17 protein-coding genes and 1 pseudogene are annotated in these 15,287 nt (G+C 57.3%); 10 read left to right on the top strand and 8 right to left on the bottom strand.

Features of this window, described 5'->3' with window-relative positions; genetic code table 11:
• Positions 1 to 6 precede the first annotated feature (6 nt).
• Both AC1RP7_RS02160 and AC1RP7_RS02155 read left to right on the top strand, forming a co-directional pair.
• The gene (locus AC1RP7_RS02160; protein WP_340315743.1) at positions 7 to 1,020 is read left to right on the top strand and encodes an alpha/beta hydrolase; all 1,014 of its coding nucleotides are present in this window, start codon (positions 7 to 9) and stop codon (positions 1,018 to 1,020) included.
• A 196-nt stretch (positions 1,021 to 1,216) separates the two neighbouring features.
• Entirely contained in the window at positions 1,217 to 1,837 is a 621-nt protein-coding gene (locus AC1RP7_RS02155) for a tyrosine-type recombinase/integrase (protein WP_493182366.1), read from the top strand.
• 84 nt (positions 1,838 to 1,921) lie between these two features.
• Here AC1RP7_RS02155 and AC1RP7_RS02150 read toward each other — a convergent pair whose 3' ends face one another.
• The gene (locus tag AC1RP7_RS02150; protein WP_223507869.1) at positions 1,922 to 2,185 is read right to left on the bottom strand and encodes a winged helix-turn-helix transcriptional regulator; all 264 of its coding nucleotides are present in this window, start codon (positions 2,183 to 2,185) and stop codon (positions 1,922 to 1,924) included.
• Between the two features lie 127 nt (positions 2,186 to 2,312).
• Here AC1RP7_RS02150 and AC1RP7_RS02145 point away from each other — a divergent pair, with 127 nt between their 5' ends.
• Positions 2,313 to 2,882, top strand: coding sequence for a carboxymuconolactone decarboxylase family protein (locus AC1RP7_RS02145; RefSeq protein ID WP_057716630.1), 570 nt, complete (start codon positions 2,313 to 2,315; stop codon positions 2,880 to 2,882).
• Here the strand turns inward: AC1RP7_RS02145 and AC1RP7_RS02140 are convergent.
• On the bottom strand, positions 2,845 to 3,072 hold the full coding sequence (locus AC1RP7_RS02140; protein ID WP_492588108.1) for a hypothetical protein: 228 nt from the start codon (positions 3,070 to 3,072) through the stop codon (positions 2,845 to 2,847). The two genes, AC1RP7_RS02145 and AC1RP7_RS02140, sit on opposite strands and share 38 nt — an antisense overlap.
• A gap of 415 nt (positions 3,073 to 3,487) precedes the next feature.
• Here AC1RP7_RS02140 and AC1RP7_RS02135 point away from each other — a divergent pair, with 415 nt between their 5' ends.
• Positions 3,488 to 4,057 (top strand): lipid-binding SYLF domain-containing protein, encoded by a 570-nt coding sequence (locus AC1RP7_RS02135; protein ID WP_057715323.1) that lies wholly within the window; start codon positions 3,488 to 3,490, stop codon positions 4,055 to 4,057.
• Positions 4,058 to 4,238: 181 nt separating this feature from the next.
• Here the strand turns inward: AC1RP7_RS02135 and AC1RP7_RS02130 are convergent, their stop codons facing one another.
• The 4 genes from AC1RP7_RS02130 to AC1RP7_RS02115 all read right to left on the bottom strand — a co-directional run bounded on the left by AC1RP7_RS02130 (position 4,239) and on the right by AC1RP7_RS02115 (position 6,992).
• Complete coding sequence (locus AC1RP7_RS02130) at positions 4,239 to 5,156, bottom strand: bifunctional helix-turn-helix transcriptional regulator/GNAT family N-acetyltransferase (RefSeq protein WP_057715322.1); 918 nt, start codon at positions 5,154 to 5,156, stop codon at positions 4,239 to 4,241.
• 179 nt (positions 5,157 to 5,335) lie between these two features.
• The gene (locus AC1RP7_RS02125; RefSeq protein ID WP_057715321.1) at positions 5,336 to 5,761 is read right to left on the bottom strand and encodes a GNAT family N-acetyltransferase; all 426 of its coding nucleotides are present in this window, start codon (positions 5,759 to 5,761) and stop codon (positions 5,336 to 5,338) included.
• A 78-nt stretch (positions 5,762 to 5,839) separates the two neighbouring features.
• Positions 5,840 to 6,166, bottom strand: a complete 327-nt coding sequence (locus AC1RP7_RS02120; RefSeq protein WP_090454865.1) for an isochorismate lyase — start codon at positions 6,164 to 6,166, stop codon at positions 5,840 to 5,842.
• Between the two features lie 217 nt (positions 6,167 to 6,383).
• Complete coding sequence (locus AC1RP7_RS02115; RefSeq protein WP_492625237.1) at positions 6,384 to 6,992, bottom strand: TetR/AcrR family transcriptional regulator; 609 nt, start codon at positions 6,990 to 6,992, stop codon at positions 6,384 to 6,386.
• 172 nt (positions 6,993 to 7,164) lie between these two features.
• On the opposite strand from AC1RP7_RS02115, the gene AC1RP7_RS02110 reads away from it, so the two are divergent.
• Positions 7,165 to 8,904, top strand: a complete 1,740-nt coding sequence (locus AC1RP7_RS02110; protein WP_492625238.1) for an FAD-binding protein — start codon at positions 7,165 to 7,167, stop codon at positions 8,902 to 8,904.
• A complete protein-coding gene (locus AC1RP7_RS02105) occupies positions 8,901 to 9,920 on the top strand; it encodes a zinc-dependent alcohol dehydrogenase (RefSeq protein WP_492625239.1) in 1,020 nt (339 codons plus the stop codon). Before AC1RP7_RS02110 ends, AC1RP7_RS02105 begins: the two co-directional genes overlap by 4 nt.
• A gap of 37 nt (positions 9,921 to 9,957) precedes the next feature.
• Here AC1RP7_RS02105 and AC1RP7_RS02100 read toward each other — a convergent pair whose 3' ends face one another.
• Complete coding sequence (locus tag AC1RP7_RS02100) at positions 9,958 to 10,764, bottom strand: SDR family oxidoreductase (RefSeq protein WP_090454869.1); 807 nt, start codon at positions 10,762 to 10,764, stop codon at positions 9,958 to 9,960.
• Between the two features lie 8 nt (positions 10,765 to 10,772).
• Entirely contained in the window at positions 10,773 to 11,300 is a 528-nt protein-coding gene (locus tag AC1RP7_RS02095; RefSeq protein ID WP_492625240.1) for a VOC family protein, read from the bottom strand.
• Between the two features lie 758 nt (positions 11,301 to 12,058).
• On the opposite strand from AC1RP7_RS02095, the gene AC1RP7_RS02090 reads away from it, so the two are divergent.
• From AC1RP7_RS02090 to AC1RP7_RS02075, 4 genes and pseudogenes are all read left to right on the top strand, one after another.
• Positions 12,059 to 12,364 carry an SDR family NAD(P)-dependent oxidoreductase gene (locus tag AC1RP7_RS02090; protein ID WP_492588114.1) on the top strand — a complete coding sequence of 102 codons (306 nt, stop codon included), beginning with the start codon at positions 12,059 to 12,061 and terminating at the stop codon, positions 12,362 to 12,364.
• Positions 12,365 to 12,390: 26 nt separating this feature from the next.
• A pseudogene (locus AC1RP7_RS02085) lies at positions 12,391 to 12,873 on the top strand (HvfX family Cu-binding RiPP maturation protein); the annotation flags it as partial.
• Between the two features lie 255 nt (positions 12,874 to 13,128).
• Positions 13,129 to 13,575 (top strand): HvfA family oxazolone/thioamide-modified RiPP metallophore, encoded by a 447-nt coding sequence (locus tag AC1RP7_RS02080; RefSeq protein WP_057715312.1) that lies wholly within the window; start codon positions 13,129 to 13,131, stop codon positions 13,573 to 13,575.
• Between the two features lie 242 nt (positions 13,576 to 13,817).
• Positions 13,818 to 15,266 carry an amidase family protein gene (locus tag AC1RP7_RS02075; RefSeq protein ID WP_150813973.1) on the top strand — a complete coding sequence of 483 codons (1,449 nt, stop codon included), beginning with the start codon at positions 13,818 to 13,820 and terminating at the stop codon, positions 15,264 to 15,266.
• Positions 15,267 to 15,287 lie beyond the last annotated feature (21 nt).

The raw sequence follows: 15,287 nt of genomic DNA, 5'->3' as shown, positions 1-15,287 counted from the left end.
TATGAAATGAACGTTTTGACCAAAACACTCGTCGGCTCGCTCCTTGCCTTGTCGATCGGTAACGCATTCGCTGACTCTGGCGTCGAACACAACACCCAGGCATTCCTCGATGCATTGAACTCAGGCAGTGGTAAACCCATCGAGCAGCTTTCGCCGAAGGACGCCCGTGCGGTACTGACCGGCGCTCAGGCCGGGGTAAAACTGACACTGCCCAAGGCGGATGTCAGCGAGAAGACCATCACCGTCGACGGCCAGGACATCAGCTTGACCATCGTGCGTCCGGCGGGTGTGAAGGGGACCTTGCCTGTGTTCATGTACTTCCACGGCGGTGGCTGGGTGCTCGGCGACTTCCCGACCCATGAGCGCCTGGTGCGCGATCTGGTCGTCGGGTCCGGGGCGGCGGCGGTGTTCGTCAATTACACCCCATCCCCTGAAGCGCACTACCCGACGGCGATCAACCAGGCCTACGGGGCAACCAAATGGGTGGCCGAGCACGGCAAGGAAATCAATGTCGACGGTAAGCGCCTGGCGGTAGCGGGCAACAGCGTCGGCGGCAACATGGCAGCCGTGGTCAGCCTGATGGCCAAGGATAAAGGTACCCCGGCCATTAAGTACCAGGTGCTGCTGTGGCCAGTGACCGACGCCAACTTCGAGACAGCGTCGTACAACCAGTACGCCGAGGGGCACTTCCTCACCAAGAACATGATGAAGTGGTTCTGGGACAACTACACCACCGACCCCAAGCAACGTGCCGAGATCTACGCCTCGCCGCTGCGCGCTACCACTGAGCAGTTGAAAGGCCTGCCGCCAGCGCTGGTCCAGACCGCGAGTGCCGATGTGCTGCGTGACGAAGGGGAAGCCTACGCTCGCAAACTGGACCAAGCCGGCGTGCCGGTCACTGCGGTGCGCTACAACGGCATGATCCATGACTACGGCTTGCTGAACGTGGTCAGCCAGGTTCCGGCGGTACGCTCTGCAATGCTGCAGGCTTCCGAAGAGCTGAAAGTTCATTTGAAGTGACCCCCACTCAAGACCGGAGATGTATGCCATGAACTGGTAATCACCGCCGGAAACGAAAAGCCCGCTAAACAGCGGGCTTTTTCGTTTCCGGTGTAGCGTTAGCAGCCCTCCGCCAAGGGCACCTGTGGGTAGGATAGCGACCACCAGCCATTGTGACTGACCCACCCTTGTCCTCCCTCAACCTGGAGGACGAGCCATGAACACTATTGCTAGATACAGCCATCAGCCTTGGAACAAGGGAAAGCTTGTCGGGCAGAAAGCCCCGCTTCGAGTCAGAGATATCTGGGCCATCCGGGTCAGACTTCAGCTTGCTGAGAAGACGCGTGATTTGGCGCTCTTCAACTTGGCCATCGATAGCAAGCTGCGTGCCTGTGACTTAACCAAGTTGCGAGTCCGAGGCATCGCCCATGGGGAGCATGTGTCGTCACGAGCCATCGTGATGCAGCAGAAAACTCAGCACCCAGTGCAATTTGAAATCACTGAGCAAACCCGAACGGTTCTGGAGGCTTGGATGCATCGGGCCCATCTCCGCAGTGAGGACTTCTTGTTCCTGAGCCGCTTGCACGCCTCAGACCATCTTTCCACCAGGCAATACGCTCGAATAGTCAAAGCGTGGGTGACAGCCATTGGTCTTGATCCAACCATGTACGGTACCCACACGCTACGGAGAACCAAGGCATCGTTAATCTATCGCAGGACGAAGAACCTGAGAGCTGTCCAACTCCTGCTTGGTCATACGAAGCTTGAAAGCACTGTCAGATACCTGGGAATCGAGGTCGATGATGCCCTGGAAATGGCAGAACAAACGGAGGTCTGATCATCCATAGTGACGGTCGATGCTAGACCGTCGCTATCCGACCCAAAGGGGACATTTCGCCGAGAATCAAACGCTATTTTTACTCTACGAATTGGCCCATTTATTGGCGAACCTGTAGAGAGGTAAGAACGAGTCCGATAGCTCCTTACCCAGTGGTGTTAGTCCATAACCGCCATCGTTTGACTCGATGAAGCCCGCCTCTCGGAGTTCATTGACTCTGCTTTGCAAAACGGTGGGCGAGATATCGCCACACGCGCTTCTCAATGCACGGGAACTCAGTGAACCGTGCTGAAGCTCCCAGATAATCCGCAAGGCCCATTTTTGTCCGAGCACATCCAGGAGCGCCATGATCGGACGACGCCCGTCTAGCATTCGTGAATCCAAGTTTTGCTCATCACTCATAATTATGGCCCTTGTGTGCTACTTATTGTGTAGCGAATACTGGTGCTACATATTTGATAGCGGAGGGTACACCGTGGCTCGAATTCAAGCACTCAGCAAACCCTACACAGAAGAACTCCAGGCAACGTTCGACAAAATAATGGGGGAGGGTGTCCCACCACTGTTGTTGTTCACGACCATCGCCAGCAGCGAGAGGGCGTGGCGCAAGTTCAGGGGCGGTTCATTGCTGGATGGAAACCTGCTGACGCTTCGTCAACGGGAACTGATCATCAACAGGGTCTGCGCGCGTACTGGATGCGAATATGAGTGGGGTGTGCACGTTATGGCTTTCGCTGAGAGCGCCGGACTGACCAGAGACGATATCGGCCACACGCTGGACCATCCACTCCGGGCGGAATACTGGAAGGAAGAAGAAGCGGTGCTGCTGGCTACGATCGATGCCCTGCACGATCGCGCTACATTGACCGAAGCGGAATTTCAGGCCGCCCGAAAGTACCTCGATGACAATCAGATTCTTGAAGTGCTCATGCTGGCGGGCTTCTATCGAACGGTATCGTATATTGCCAATAGTCTGGCTCTTCCGCTTGAGCCAAACGCGGCGAGGTTCAGCGAGTTTCGTCATGAAACCGCGCAATCATCTTAGGCTCACTGTCCGCTTCTGGCTGTGGATTCAACCGGTCGATCGCCTCCAAGGCGCCGCGTACGTTGTCGGCGACCTCAGCTGACCCACGCTGCTCAACCCAGTTGAATAGTTCCAGGATGGCGGCTTCGAGGGCGAGTTGGTTTTCGTTGATTTTGAGAAGCAGGGAGGGGAGCAGGTCAAAATTAGGCATCGCGGATCCTCGGTTATGAGGTGAGCGTAGCACCAGGCAGAAAAAGCAAAGCCCCGAAGGTTCGCGGCTCCGGGGCTTCTATTTTCGCCCCCATCCCTTAATGTTTGGCGAACGTGGCGCGAAGATTACCAGTGATGTACTAGCGCATCACTACTGCGATAGGTGGATTGTGTTCCGTTGGCACGACGCCGGAGAGAGGGTGGAAGCTGTCTAAAACCACTGCGATCTATTTTGGTTTTGCTGGGCCGATCCGAAGCGTTCATCGCATCGTATTTGACCAAACGCTTAGCAGGGCTAAAGTCCAGTTGTTTGTGAGCACGACGCAATAAAGGTCGGACCTGTTAGACGTTAACCAGCAACGGCTGTCGTCACGCAGGTTCATCAGTGGCGGGGGGGTAGAAAAAGAGTATTCCTCATGATCAAACACCTTCAAATAATGGCATTGGTTTCTATCTTCGCGATCGTTGCGGGGTGCCAAACGGATCAATCGACTTCCGCCTCTGGTGCGAAGGCTGCGAACGCTCAGATGGATCAGGAGGCAAAAGCGGCGTTAAAGAGTTTATATATCAGTACGCCGGAAGCGCGTGTCTTAGCGCAGAAAGCCAAGGGTATCCTCGTTTTCCCGGATGTGCTGAAAGCGGGTCTCATCGTCGGTGCACAGCATGGCGAAGGCGAATTGATCGAGAACGGCAAAGTCACGGGATACTACTCGACCACTGCAGCCTCATACGGTCTTCAGGCGGGCGCGCAGAAGTTTGGTTACGTGATGTTCTTCATGACCTATTCAGCGATGAACGATCTGAAAAATGTTAATGGCTTTGAGGTCGGCGTGGGCCCAAGCATTGTGGTCGTAGATTCAGGCATGGCTAAGTCGCTGACTACTTCAACGGCTCAGTCTGATGTTTATGCGTTCATCTTTGATCAAAAGGGCTTAATGGCCGGGCTGGGACTGCAGGGTTCAAAAATTACTAAGCTCGATCGTTGAACCCGTCGGTCGGTCGCTTCAGCTGGAGGCTCGAGCGACAGCTAGCGAGCCTCCTCGTTGCCATCAGGAATGCGGAGTTGGTCAAACCACAGCCAACGAAAAATTACAGGTAGAAAGAGGTGTGGTTTCGACCCATTGCGGACGGTGGGCAACACCAACACTTTCAGTGTCGTCAACGCCACTACAAGTCCCGAGCCCAGGTCTGGCTGACGAGGTCTTTTCCGAAGCTGTGTACCTGTTCTTCTTCGACCAGTTGAAAACCTGCTTTCTGGTATAGCTTTCGGGCATCGGAAAGCACGCTGGTTGTCCAGAGGATCATGCTCTTGTAGCCCACATGGCGTGCAAATCGGAGACTCTCTTCCAGCAACCGATTGCCGATTCCCATGCCTCTGGCACTCGCATCCACATACAGCATCCGTAGCTTGGCGGTCGTCTCATCATGTCTGACGACAAAGACCGAACCGATGACCATGCCATCTTTTTCCGCGATCCAGCACCGTTCGCAAGACTGATCGAACTCACGAAGGTATTTGGCGACGATTTCCGCCACCAGCGCTTCGAACTCCGTATTCCAACCGTATTCGCGGGCATAGAGTTGAGCTTGCTGCTGAACGACAATGCCCATGTCACCCGCTCGTGGATCGCGCAGAAGGTAGGAGGGATCCCTGTCGCCCAGTTGCGTCTGTATCCGTCTCATGGCTTGGATCAATTGCTCTTGCTGTGGCTCAGGCAAGCCTTGCAGCATCACCACGACTTCTTCACGAGCGGCTTGCTCCAGCGAGGCCAGCACGGTACGACCTGGATCGGTGAGCTGGATTTGAGATGCTCGGGCATCGGTTGCCGAGCGAGTCCTGCTGATCAATCCTTTTTTCTCGAATCCGCCGATGACGCGGCTGAGGTAGCCAGCATCTAGGCCGAGCATATGGCAGAGGTCTGAACTCTTCAGGCCAGCACTGGCGCCCAATTCATAAAGGATGCGTGCCTCGGTCAAGGAAAACTCGGCTTGCAGCAGGTGCTCTTGCAGGGCGCCGATCTGCCGGGTGTAGAAACGGTTAAAGCGGCGGACTGTGTCAGCGCGCTCCATGATGGTTGCGGTCATGAAAACCCCATATAGTTGCTTTTGGCAATTATATTATTGACTTAGGCAACCATGTCAATCCTGCGATGGTCAGGTGCAACGGCAGTTTACGGTTAAGACGTATTGGGTCTGACCGTCTGCTTTTGGCCGATTGCTGCCTGCTACGGTGCGCAGCTATCGGCCCAAGATCCAAAACGCGATCAGCACAACGACTTCTGGTAATAGAACCGGGTATGCCCCGGTGGATAATCTGCCAGGCGTCCGAATTCGGAGTAACCAAGTTTTCGATAAAACCCGGGTGCCTGAAAGCTGAAAGTCTCCAGCCAGATACCAATACAGTGCTTTTTCTGCGCGACTTCTTCAGCCATGCGCATTAGCCGTTCTCCGATACCCTGGCCACGCATCGACTCGGGAACGCTGACAAGATCGATGAGCAGCCATCGATAAGAGACCTTGCCGTACAGTCCGCCAATGACTTCGTTACTGTCTGGGTCTCGTAGCAACAGAGCAAATGTTTCATGTGCGTCGTCTCCACCGTTGACCTGGTTATGGGCCAGCAACGGGGTCAAAATTCCCAGCCGCTCTGCTTCAGTAGCATTTTCAGAAAGTTGGATTTCTACAGACATGGCGCTCTCCCTGAGCGGTGAGTAACTGGGTCAACAAGGTACCCCATTCCTGTCCCCCCATGGCGGACAGTCCGGACACTAGAGTCCGGTGTTGGATTGATGAGCCGCCCAGTGTTTCATCTCTTCTGCAATGAAGTGGTTCACCAGGTCACTGTACATCCTCTCGATTGCATCCGGGCTCAGTCCCTCAGCCTCGGCCCACTCGCGTCTTGTCGCCAACATGGCCTTGAAACGCTCCGGAGCACGCACCGAAGTCACTGAGGTCTTGTACTTCGAGGCAGCCAGTACGTAGTGAAAACGCTTGCCCAACAGTTTGATAACAACCTGATCAAGGGCATCGATTTCACGTCGAATATCCTCCATTCCTGCACACTCTTCGGGCTGCAACTGATTGATGACGTCCATGTAGGTGACTCCGGTTACTGAAAAATTCGTGGGCCTTTGGAAGAAGTATCGGCGCCGGCTAAGGCGGATCGGCGAACTCTTTAGACTAAGTTAATCGATAGGGCAGTGGGTGAGGGTGACGGTGTTTGAGTGACAGCTGATAGTTGCCTGTCACGAATTTTTTCATCGAGACAATCAGGACTCGCTGAATTTTCGGCCAGAAAACCGGATTAATCTCTTACTCAAGAGTCCTGCAAACAAGTGTCGGCTGAAGCATTGCCAGTTGCTCACGAATTGCATGTTCATCGGCAGGAACAAGACAGTACGCGAGCCCGATTCGACTGATCAGCGCGATGATGTTCTCAAGCGACGCGACAGACCTGTTGTTGCGTTCGACATAACGACGATAGGGCTCTTCCAGCAAATCACGCCACATCGGTGCGATGTTTTCGAGGATGTAGGTGAACACCTCCAAGGTTGAGTTCTTCGTCAGATAGCTGTGGTGGAAGCCGCCGTTATGACGATCCAGGTAGCGTACGGAGAAACACACGCACTCTGTGAGATAGGCCTCGAAGTCATCTTCGAACTCATTCAGGGAGCGTTGCATTTCCTCAAAAAAGGCAGCGTTCTCTGCACTGACGACAGCCTGAATCAGCTCCTTCTTGGAACCAAAATACCGGTACAGGGTGCGTCGCGAGATGTTGGCACCGCGGGCCACGTCATCGATCGAGAAACCTTCGGCGCCCTCGGCAATCATCGCATCGAGGGCGGCACGCAGGATCAGCGACCGGCCATCACTGGCGTTTTCCATCCTGCTGGCATCACCCCAGCGTAATTGTCGACTCATTTGCACCTTCACACGCTCGGGGGGCGGGGCGGGCATTCGTGCCCGGCCCTTGGGAAAAGCAATTGAGCCCGATTTTCACATGGCATGGCACAAAAAGCCATTTCGTGCCAATCTCTGGCGCAGATAATAATAAGTGTGACATAGGGTCGGCCATTTAAAAGGAGGCATAGCCATGACCAGTAATCAGCAGGACTCGAACCGGGACGATGAGTTTGATGTGGTGATTGTCGGTTCGGGCGCCGGCGCCTTGACTGCAGCACTGCGAGCGCACGACAACGGCTTGTCGGTACTCGCGATTGAAAAGAGCGATGTCTATGGCGGTACCACGGCGGTATCCGGGGGAGGGATCTGGATTCCGTGTAACGACCAGATTGCCGCACTGGGGGGCAGCGATTCATACGACGAAGCGATCAGCTATCTGCGCGAGGTGGTTGGCGAAGATTTTGATCAGCAGCGCATCGACGCCTATCTCGACAATGGTCCGAAAATGGTTGAGTACCTGGCACGTCAGGCGCGCACGAATTTTCGCGCGGTGCCGCGCTACCCCGACTACTACCCGGACCGTAAAGGTGGCAAGCCCGGCTACCGCACCATGGAGCCGGCCCCGTTCGACGGGGCACGCCTGGGTGAACACTTCGAGCTGTTGCGGGCAGCTTCGCCGGCGACCCTGATTGGCGGGCGTATCGCCATGACCCAGGTCGAGGCCCACACCATCCTTGCCAAGGAGCGCGGCTGGTTGCTGCTGACCGCCGGGCTGGCGTTGCGCTACCTGAGTGATTTTCGCTGGCGTCGCCGCAGCCGGCGAGATCGCCGCCTGACCCTAGGTAACGCCTTGGTGGCGAGCCTGCGCGCAGCCTTGGCCGAGCGGGGCATTCCCTTGTGGCTGCAAACCTCGATGCAATCATTGCAACTGGATGAGGGCCGGGTGGTTGGCATCGATGTGCTGCGCGAGGGTCGCATTCAACGCCTGCGGGCGCGGCACGGTGTGGTGCTTGCCTGCGGCGGTTTCGAGTCGAACCAGGCGATGCGCGAACTGTATCTGCCCCGGCCCACACAGGCCCAATGGACGGCGGCGCCGCCGATCAACCATGGCGACGGCATTCGCGCCGGGCAGGAGGCCGGCGGTGCGGTGGCGCTGATGGAACACACCTGGGGCGCTCCGACAGTGAAGGTGCCAGGGGAGTCGAGCCAGCGCGCCCTGTTCGTTGAGCGTGCGGCGCCCCGTTGCGTGATGGTCAATCGACTGGGCCAGCGCTTCGTCAATGAAGCCGCGCCCTACACGGACATCATCTATGCGATGTATGCCGACCATCAACGCACCCAGGCCAATGCACCGGCCTGGCTGGTATTCGATGCCGAGTACCGCAAGCGCTATCCCTGCGGTGTGTTGCTGCCGGGCAGTGTGCAGCCGGACAGCAAGATCCCCGCCGGCTGGCTCGACAATGTGATCTACCGCGCCGAAACACCGGCCGAGCTGGCAACCAAGATCGGCGTCGACGTCGCCGGGCTCGAAGCCACCCTCGTGCAGATGAACCAATACGCCGCCGCTGGCGTTGATCCGCAGTTCGGCAAGGGTGGCAACCTGTTCGACCGCTACTACGGTGACACCACCTGCAAACCCAACCCCTGCCTTGGCCCGATCGATCGCGCGCCGTTCTATGCCTTGCGCATCGATCCGGGCGAGCTGGGTACCAAAGGCGGACTGCGCACCGACGCCTGCGCGCGCGTGCTGCGCCCGGACGGCTCGGCCATTGCCGGCTGCTATGCGGTGGGCAACACCTCGGCTGCGCTGATGGGCAAGACCTATCCCGGCCCCGGTTCGACCATTGGCCCGGCGATGACCTTCGCCTTCATCGCCGCCGATCACATCGCCGCCGAATCGGCGTCAGCCACCAACAGGACTCAACAATGAACCATGTGATGAAACAGGTACGACTCCACGGCCCTCGAGACCTGCGGGTGGACGAAGTCCCTTTACCATCCCCGGGTGAGACAGATGTGCTGGTCGAAGTCGCCGCGTGCGGTGTTTGCGGGAGTGACCTGGGCTTCTATGAGAGCGGGGGCATTCGCCGCGATGGGGCACCGATGCCATTGGGGCATGAGTTCTCCGGGGTCATCCGCGAGGTGGGCACGGCGGTCGTCCACTACCGGCCCGGCATGCGGGTCGTGGTCAATCCCATGGCCAACGGCGCGATGATCGGCGTGGGCAGCGATGAGGGGGCGCTGGCGAACCTGGTCCGGGTGCGCAACGTAAACAGCGGCCCGATTCTGCATCAACTGCCCGCGAACCTTCCCCTGGAGGTGGCCGCCCTCGTCGAACCGCTGGCGGTGGCCTTGCACGCGGTCAATCGCTCACGGGTGACGGCCGGTGAGTCCGTGCTGGTCCTTGGCGCCGGGGCCATTGGCCTGGGAATCGTCGCGTGCCTGAAGGCCCGGGGCATCAGCCAGATCGCTGTGGCTGACCTGTCTGCCGGGCGCCTGGAGATTGCTGCCGGGCTGGGGGCGAATCTGACGCTCGATCCGACACGAGACGACCTGTGGAGCGAACTCGCACGGGCCCATGGCAGCGTGCCGACTTTCCTGGGGACGCAAGCGCCCGCGACCCAGGTGATCTTTGAGTGTTCAGGGGTGAGCGGCGTGCTGCACGAGGCCATCGCTAGGGCCCGGGATGCCGCCCGCATCACCGTGGCAAGTGTCTACAAGCAACCGCAGGCTTTTGACTTCTCGATCCTGCAGGTCAAGGAACTCGAACTGATCGGCACCCTGTGTTATCCCACGGAGTTCGCGCAGGCACTGGAACTGCTGGCATCCGGCGCATTCGATCCGGAGTCCATGATCAGCCACCGTTTCTCGCTCGATGACGTTACGCAGGCTTATAAAACGGCGGCTGACCCACAGCGGTCGGCCAAAGTCATCATCAAGCCCTGAACCGTCGCACGGCCGGCAATGCCGGCCGTGCTGTTTATCAGAGGTGCCGGGCCGGGCCTGCGGGTGCAGTGGCCGCCGCATAGATCTCGGAAATAGAGGGATTGCGTCGAAGCGTCTGTCCGCCGCTGACATGAATGACCTGACCGGTCACGAAGCTGGACTCGTTGCTGGCCAGCCAGAGTGCCGCATCGGCCACGTCGGCGGAAACACCACTGCGCCCGAGGGGGATTTCGCGGTGATAGAGGGCAGCGATAGACGGGTTCAGCAGCCCGCCACCCGACATCGGCGCATCGGCAACACCACCGGGGGCAATGGAGTTGGCCCGGATCCCGTGCTGACCGAATTCGTGAGCGATGCAACGGATGACGTGGTCGATGCCGGCCTTGGTGCCCATGTACGCGGCGTGGTTGTCGAACATGATGCTGGCCGTGACCGACGAGATCTGGATGATTGATCCCCCCGTCGGCATATGACGCAGCAGTGCCTGAAAGTACTGGAACGGGCCGGTGAATTGCACCGCGTTCATTTTCTCCAGGTCTTCGCGGCTGTGTTCCAGGAACGGCTTCAAGAGCCCCCAGCCCGTGGCATTGACGCCGATGTCCAGGCCGTTCAGGCACTGCTTGCTCTGCGCCACCAGATCGTCGACCTCGGCCTGCGAGGTGATATCGCACGCCAGCCAAGGCACCCCGAGTGACTGTGCAACCGCCGCCACTGCATCGGCGCGGCGCCCTGAAACCAGCACGCGCGCCCCTTGTTCGACATAACGTCGAGCCACGGCTTCGCCGACGTTGCCAGGTGCCACACCCAGCACCAATGCCGCTTTACCTTCAAGTCGTTTCGACATGCTGTCCCTTACGCCCCCACATCAATAATGTGAACCGGATCCGTGCCATCCCAGTGCCTGGCGGCTTCAATGCCCTGCTGGATCAACTCGCGCATTCCAATCCCATGGATGATTTCGTAAAGCACTCCAGGCTCCGAATGGTTTTCCAGATAGGCCACGCGGGTCGTCGGGTTGCTGGCTTTAAAAACCATCTGCAAACCGGTCGCGGTCAATCGCGCCAGCGTCTGGTCGAAATCATCGACGACCCAGGCGACATGGTGCATCCCCCGGATTGGCTGACCTTCAGCATCGCGATAGGGCGACTTCGCATCGTTGGTCACCTGGATCAGCTCGATCTGGATATCCCCTTGATACGCAAGCCCGACATCGATCGTGACAGTGACCGGCTCACCTCGATACTTGCCTTGGAGGCTGACGTTGCGAAAGAGCGTCCAGGGCCCGACACCGAGATGCTGTCGCCAGCGTTCCATGCTTTGTTCCAGGCTCTCGACCAGATAACCGATCTGACTGATCGGACCAAGCAATGCACTGCTCATGACGCCTCCTTGGGAGTGATGTCATTGGGGAAAGGCTACTGACGAAGGTTCAGCCCGGGGTTGGGCTCTGTGACGCCAGTGGTGGTTATGGCACAAAAATCAAATTGTGCGCCAAGCATAATGGCACAAAATTGTTTATGTGTGTCACGCCGATCGAGGGAGTAGGGTGAGCCTTTCGCCGACGTCTCGCTGGAGGACGGAATGATTTGCCATGCAAGCAACAGCCCTGCTCATGGGCGCGAATGAGTTGGCTATGTTGTTCGCGGGGAACCGAAATCGAGATTGCACTCTTGATTCGGCGTAGGCCCCGGCACTGGACAGACATTCGAGACGAGTTTGATAGAAGGCGATCGGAGAAAAAGGCTTGAGCCATAGCTCGTGTAGCGGAAGTGCGCTTCAGCCAATAGCTGCCGGTGAGAGCCGGCAGAAACCGGTCAGATCAGTCAGGCCGCTTGCTGTTCGACAATTTTTTTGTCCGTAGAAACAAGCTACTTCTAATCCAGCAACTCATCTCGAATGAGGTTGAACAGGGGCAGTAGCTGTTCACCGCACCGAATCACCCAGCGCGCCAGCGTCTGGCGCGGGATAGCTCAGCTTGCGGGTGCGAGCTTCATTCCGAGCCCGAACGGGCAGACTCAAAGACGTGAGCTTCGCTAACGTTACGGCGCAAAAGGAGGTATCTGCGTCATTTAGGTCAAAAGCCTGTTGGCGTAGATTTGTTCCTGAACCCGGTACCCCGCCGGTTAAAGGAAACTGCCATGAACACCCGCATCCACCAAGGTACTGCGCTGGCAACTGGCGCATCTTCTGGTATTGGCGCTGTTTACGCTGACCGGCTTCCCCGTGCTGGCTACGATCTGATCCTGGTTGCGCACCGCGTCGAAAAGCTTCGCGAACTGGTGCGGGCGATTACCACGTGCACTAGCCGCTCAGTTGAGACTATCGCAGCTGATCTCACTGGCGCTGACGATCTGGCCCGTGTTGAGCGCGTACTTCAAACCGATTCCTGCATCACCGTGCTCGTCAACAATGTGGGTATCGGCGCGACCGGCCCTTCGAAATAGGGCACACGTTGCCCGAGGAAAACCAGATGTCGAACCGAAACCAACAAGTCGAGCAGTCGCTGACATCCCGTATAGATGTTGTCGGGCTTTGGTTGGCGCCCTTTGGGCTCCGCATTTTGCTCGCATGGGAATTCTTCGAATCCGGACTTGAGAAGCTGCAAGGGGCGAACTGGTTCGCCGACCTTGGCGACAAGTTCCCGATGCCCTTCTCTTTGCTGAGCTCGAGTACGAATTGGACCATGGCAACCTGGTTCGAACTGGTCGGCAGCTTCGCTTTGCTGCTCGGCTTGGGCACCCGTTTTGTCGCATTGTCACTGTGGGTGCTGACAATAGTGGCCACCTACACCATTCACTGGCCGTCAGATTGGTCGAGCTTGAGCGAGCTGTGGCAAGGCTACGCAATCAGCAACGATGGCTACGGCAACTACAAGCTGCCGTTGATCTACCTGGTGATGCTTTTGCCTCTCATCCTCAACGGATCCGGTCGACTAAGCCTCGATCATCTCATCGAAGTCCTCCGAGACTCAGCAAGTAAGAGCTCTGCTGGTCCGAGCGTTTGGGGGCTTGTGCTCCTGACGTTGGGGGTGACGGTTTCGCTATTGTTGCCGTGGGTGGGAGGAACGTTGGCGGGCATCGCAGCGATCCTGCTGGTTTTTTCCCGCAGACCTGGCTCCGTTCACATGCCGCTTTCCAAATCTTGACTTGCTACTGCATTTCGCAGTGCTACCCAGCGGCTTCGCCGCACCCCACCTGGAGAAAATGTAATGTCTGATAAAACCATCCGTAACAAGAGTATTGGTCTGATGAGTGTCGCGCTGGCCGGGATCGTTCTGAGTGGATCGGCTTTTGCCGTACAACAATTGCCGCAAGGCTACATGCTTGCCGCGTCGCACACCGGAGCTGAAGGGAAGTGTGGTGAAGGTAAGTGCGGTGGCACGGAGACCAAGACACAGGCAAAGACCACCGAAGGGAAGTGCGGTGAGGGCCAGTGCGGTGATGCGATCTTCAACGCGATCGATACTGATGATGATGCGCGAATCTCGCGCGCCGAGTTCCTCGTGGTTGAGCCGAAGGGGCAAGCCGTATTCGCGAAGAAGGACACCAACACAGACGGCTACATTGATGAAATGGAGTCGTACCTGAGCGTCAAGGCGGCCTATAACGAGAACGGCAAGGAACTGCCCAATGGTCTGTTCTCTACCAAGGAGTGAACCATTCACTTCATCGTCATGCGCCTCCGCTTTACGCGGGGGCGTTTTTTTATGTTTCTGCCGACGATGTTGACCTTATCTCAACGCGATGTGGATCTTCGTTAGGTCGCTCTGATCCATTGGCGGACGGGCAATGTCCCTAAACGAGGTATATTCGACATTTCGGACTTTGCGCGGTGTGGGTAGATTCAAGTCATGACGGGAGCATCCCTCGTCTCAACCCAACCTACCGTGAGGTTTATATGCTTAAGGGCGATGACACTGGAATATCACCTGACAGGTTCAGCGAACTTGGTGTTGCTGCTGCGGCTGCCGCCATACGTAGAGGCGACATTTCGTCAGAATCCTATACTGCGGCGCTACTTCGGCGAGCTCACACTTTCTCTGACCTGGGCGCCTTTATCACGATCGACGAAGCCGCAGTACTTGCCGCGGCGAGAGCCTGTGATACCGCTCGCGCTACTGGTTCTACCGCCCCGTTGTTGGGCGTTCCGGTTGCGGTCAAGGACAGTTATCTAACGCAAGGTTTACGGACAACACTCGGCATCCGCAGTTTGGAGAACTTTGTGCCAGCTCGAGATGCAGAGGTCGTTAGAGCGATCAAGGATGCCGGGGGCATAGTGTTCGGCAAGAACAATCTTGTGGAAATGTCATATGGTTTGACCGGACATAACAGCCACTTCGGCCAGGCGAAAAATCCGCACAATCCTGAACACGTGACCGGAGGCTCTTCGAGTGGCGCGGGAGCATCGGTAGGCGCTCAGATCGTGCCCGCGGCTCTCGGCGGTGACACCGTGGGTTCTATCCGCGTGCCAGCGTCGTTCTGTGGTGTAGTGGGGTTCAAGCCCAGCCCGGGGCGGTGGTCTGGTGATGGGATTGCTCCCATCTCCCATACGCTCGATACAGCGGGTGTATTCGCGCGCACCGTCGAGGATTGCGCACTGATCGACCAGGTCGTCACGAAGGCCACATCTACCGTTCATGGTGACTGGACGGGTCTTAGAGGAATCCGGCTAGCCTATGCTCCTCGGCAACATCTTGAGCGTATCAATCATGAAGTTGAGGAGCACTTCAAAGAGACGATTCGTCGGCTGTGTGACGCTGGTGCGGAAGTTGTCGAAGTAGACCTTGGTGAAGATTTTTTCGCCATGACCGAAAGGTCGACGTGGAGTATTTTCTTCCATGAGACGATGGAGTCGGTCGCAGGCTTCCTTCGCAAGAATCGGATACCGAGCTCATTTGAAGATATTTACAATGAATTGAAGCCTGGCTTGAAAGATGCTTGGGGCCATCTTGTATTGCCGAGTGGCGCTGGATTCATTTCCCATGAGACATATCAAACCGCGCTTGATCATGATCGTCCGGAAATCCAGCGCCGATTTAACATGGCATTTTCCAGCAGTGGGGCTCAGGCGCTCATCATGCCAACTACACCCTGTCCTGCACCAACGATTGAGCAACAGACGAAGTTCACCATCGCAGGGCAGGAGGTCGACGACCTGGCTCTCGCGAGGCATACCGTCGCTGGGAGCATCGCAGGGTTGCCGGGCATTAGTATTCCGATGGGAATGTCCAGCAACGGACTTCCTATCGGTCTGGAAATAGACGGCAAGAATGGTGACGACCGAAAGCTCCTTGAACTTGCTCGTCGCGTGGAGGCGGCAGTAGGAGCGGTAGCGCGCTCCGTCTGAACGATAGGGCATGTATCAATT

The organism is Pseudomonas sp. GW822-FHT01E03 (assembly GCF_058802985.1).
This window is presented reverse-complemented; position numbering and strand designations above follow the sequence as displayed.

Bases quoted from the DNA above. Each gene is read 5' to 3' on its own strand.
- AC1RP7_RS02090 (WP_492588114.1), top strand. From the start codon at position 12,059: ATGAACACCCGCATCCACCAAGGTACTGCGCTGGCAACTGGCGCATCT.
- AC1RP7_RS02120 (WP_090454865.1), bottom strand. From the start codon at position 6,166: ATGGACGTCATCAATCAGTTGCAGCCCGAAGAGTGTGCAGGAATGGAG.
- AC1RP7_RS02160 (WP_340315743.1), top strand. From the start codon at position 7: ATGAACGTTTTGACCAAAACACTCGTCGGCTCGCTCCTTGCCTTGTCG.
- AC1RP7_RS02130 (WP_057715322.1), bottom strand. From the start codon at position 5,156: ATGACCGCAACCATCATGGAGCGCGCTGACACAGTCCGCCGCTTTAAC.
- AC1RP7_RS02095 (WP_492625240.1), bottom strand. From the start codon at position 11,300: ATGAGCAGTGCATTGCTTGGTCCGATCAGTCAGATCGGTTATCTGGTC.
- AC1RP7_RS02110 (WP_492625238.1), top strand. From the start codon at position 7,165: ATGACCAGTAATCAGCAGGACTCGAACCGGGACGATGAGTTTGATGTG.
- AC1RP7_RS02100 (WP_090454869.1), bottom strand. From the start codon at position 10,764: ATGTCGAAACGACTTGAAGGTAAAGCGGCATTGGTGCTGGGTGTGGCA.
- AC1RP7_RS02080 (WP_057715312.1), top strand. From the start codon at position 13,129: ATGTCTGATAAAACCATCCGTAACAAGAGTATTGGTCTGATGAGTGTC.
- AC1RP7_RS02125 (WP_057715321.1), bottom strand. From the start codon at position 5,761: ATGTCTGTAGAAATCCAACTTTCTGAAAATGCTACTGAAGCAGAGCGG.
- AC1RP7_RS02150 (WP_223507869.1), bottom strand. From the start codon at position 2,185: ATGGCGCTCCTGGATGTGCTCGGACAAAAATGGGCCTTGCGGATTATC.
- AC1RP7_RS02140 (WP_492588108.1), bottom strand. From the start codon at position 3,072: ATGCCTAATTTTGACCTGCTCCCCTCCCTGCTTCTCAAAATCAACGAA.
- AC1RP7_RS02135 (WP_057715323.1), top strand. From the start codon at position 3,488: ATGATCAAACACCTTCAAATAATGGCATTGGTTTCTATCTTCGCGATC.
- AC1RP7_RS02075 (WP_150813973.1), top strand. From the start codon at position 13,818: ATGCTTAAGGGCGATGACACTGGAATATCACCTGACAGGTTCAGCGAA.
- AC1RP7_RS02155 (WP_493182366.1), top strand. From the start codon at position 1,217: ATGAACACTATTGCTAGATACAGCCATCAGCCTTGGAACAAGGGAAAG.
- AC1RP7_RS02115 (WP_492625237.1), bottom strand. From the start codon at position 6,992: ATGAGTCGACAATTACGCTGGGGTGATGCCAGCAGGATGGAAAACGCC.
- AC1RP7_RS02105 (WP_492625239.1), top strand. From the start codon at position 8,901: ATGAACCATGTGATGAAACAGGTACGACTCCACGGCCCTCGAGACCTG.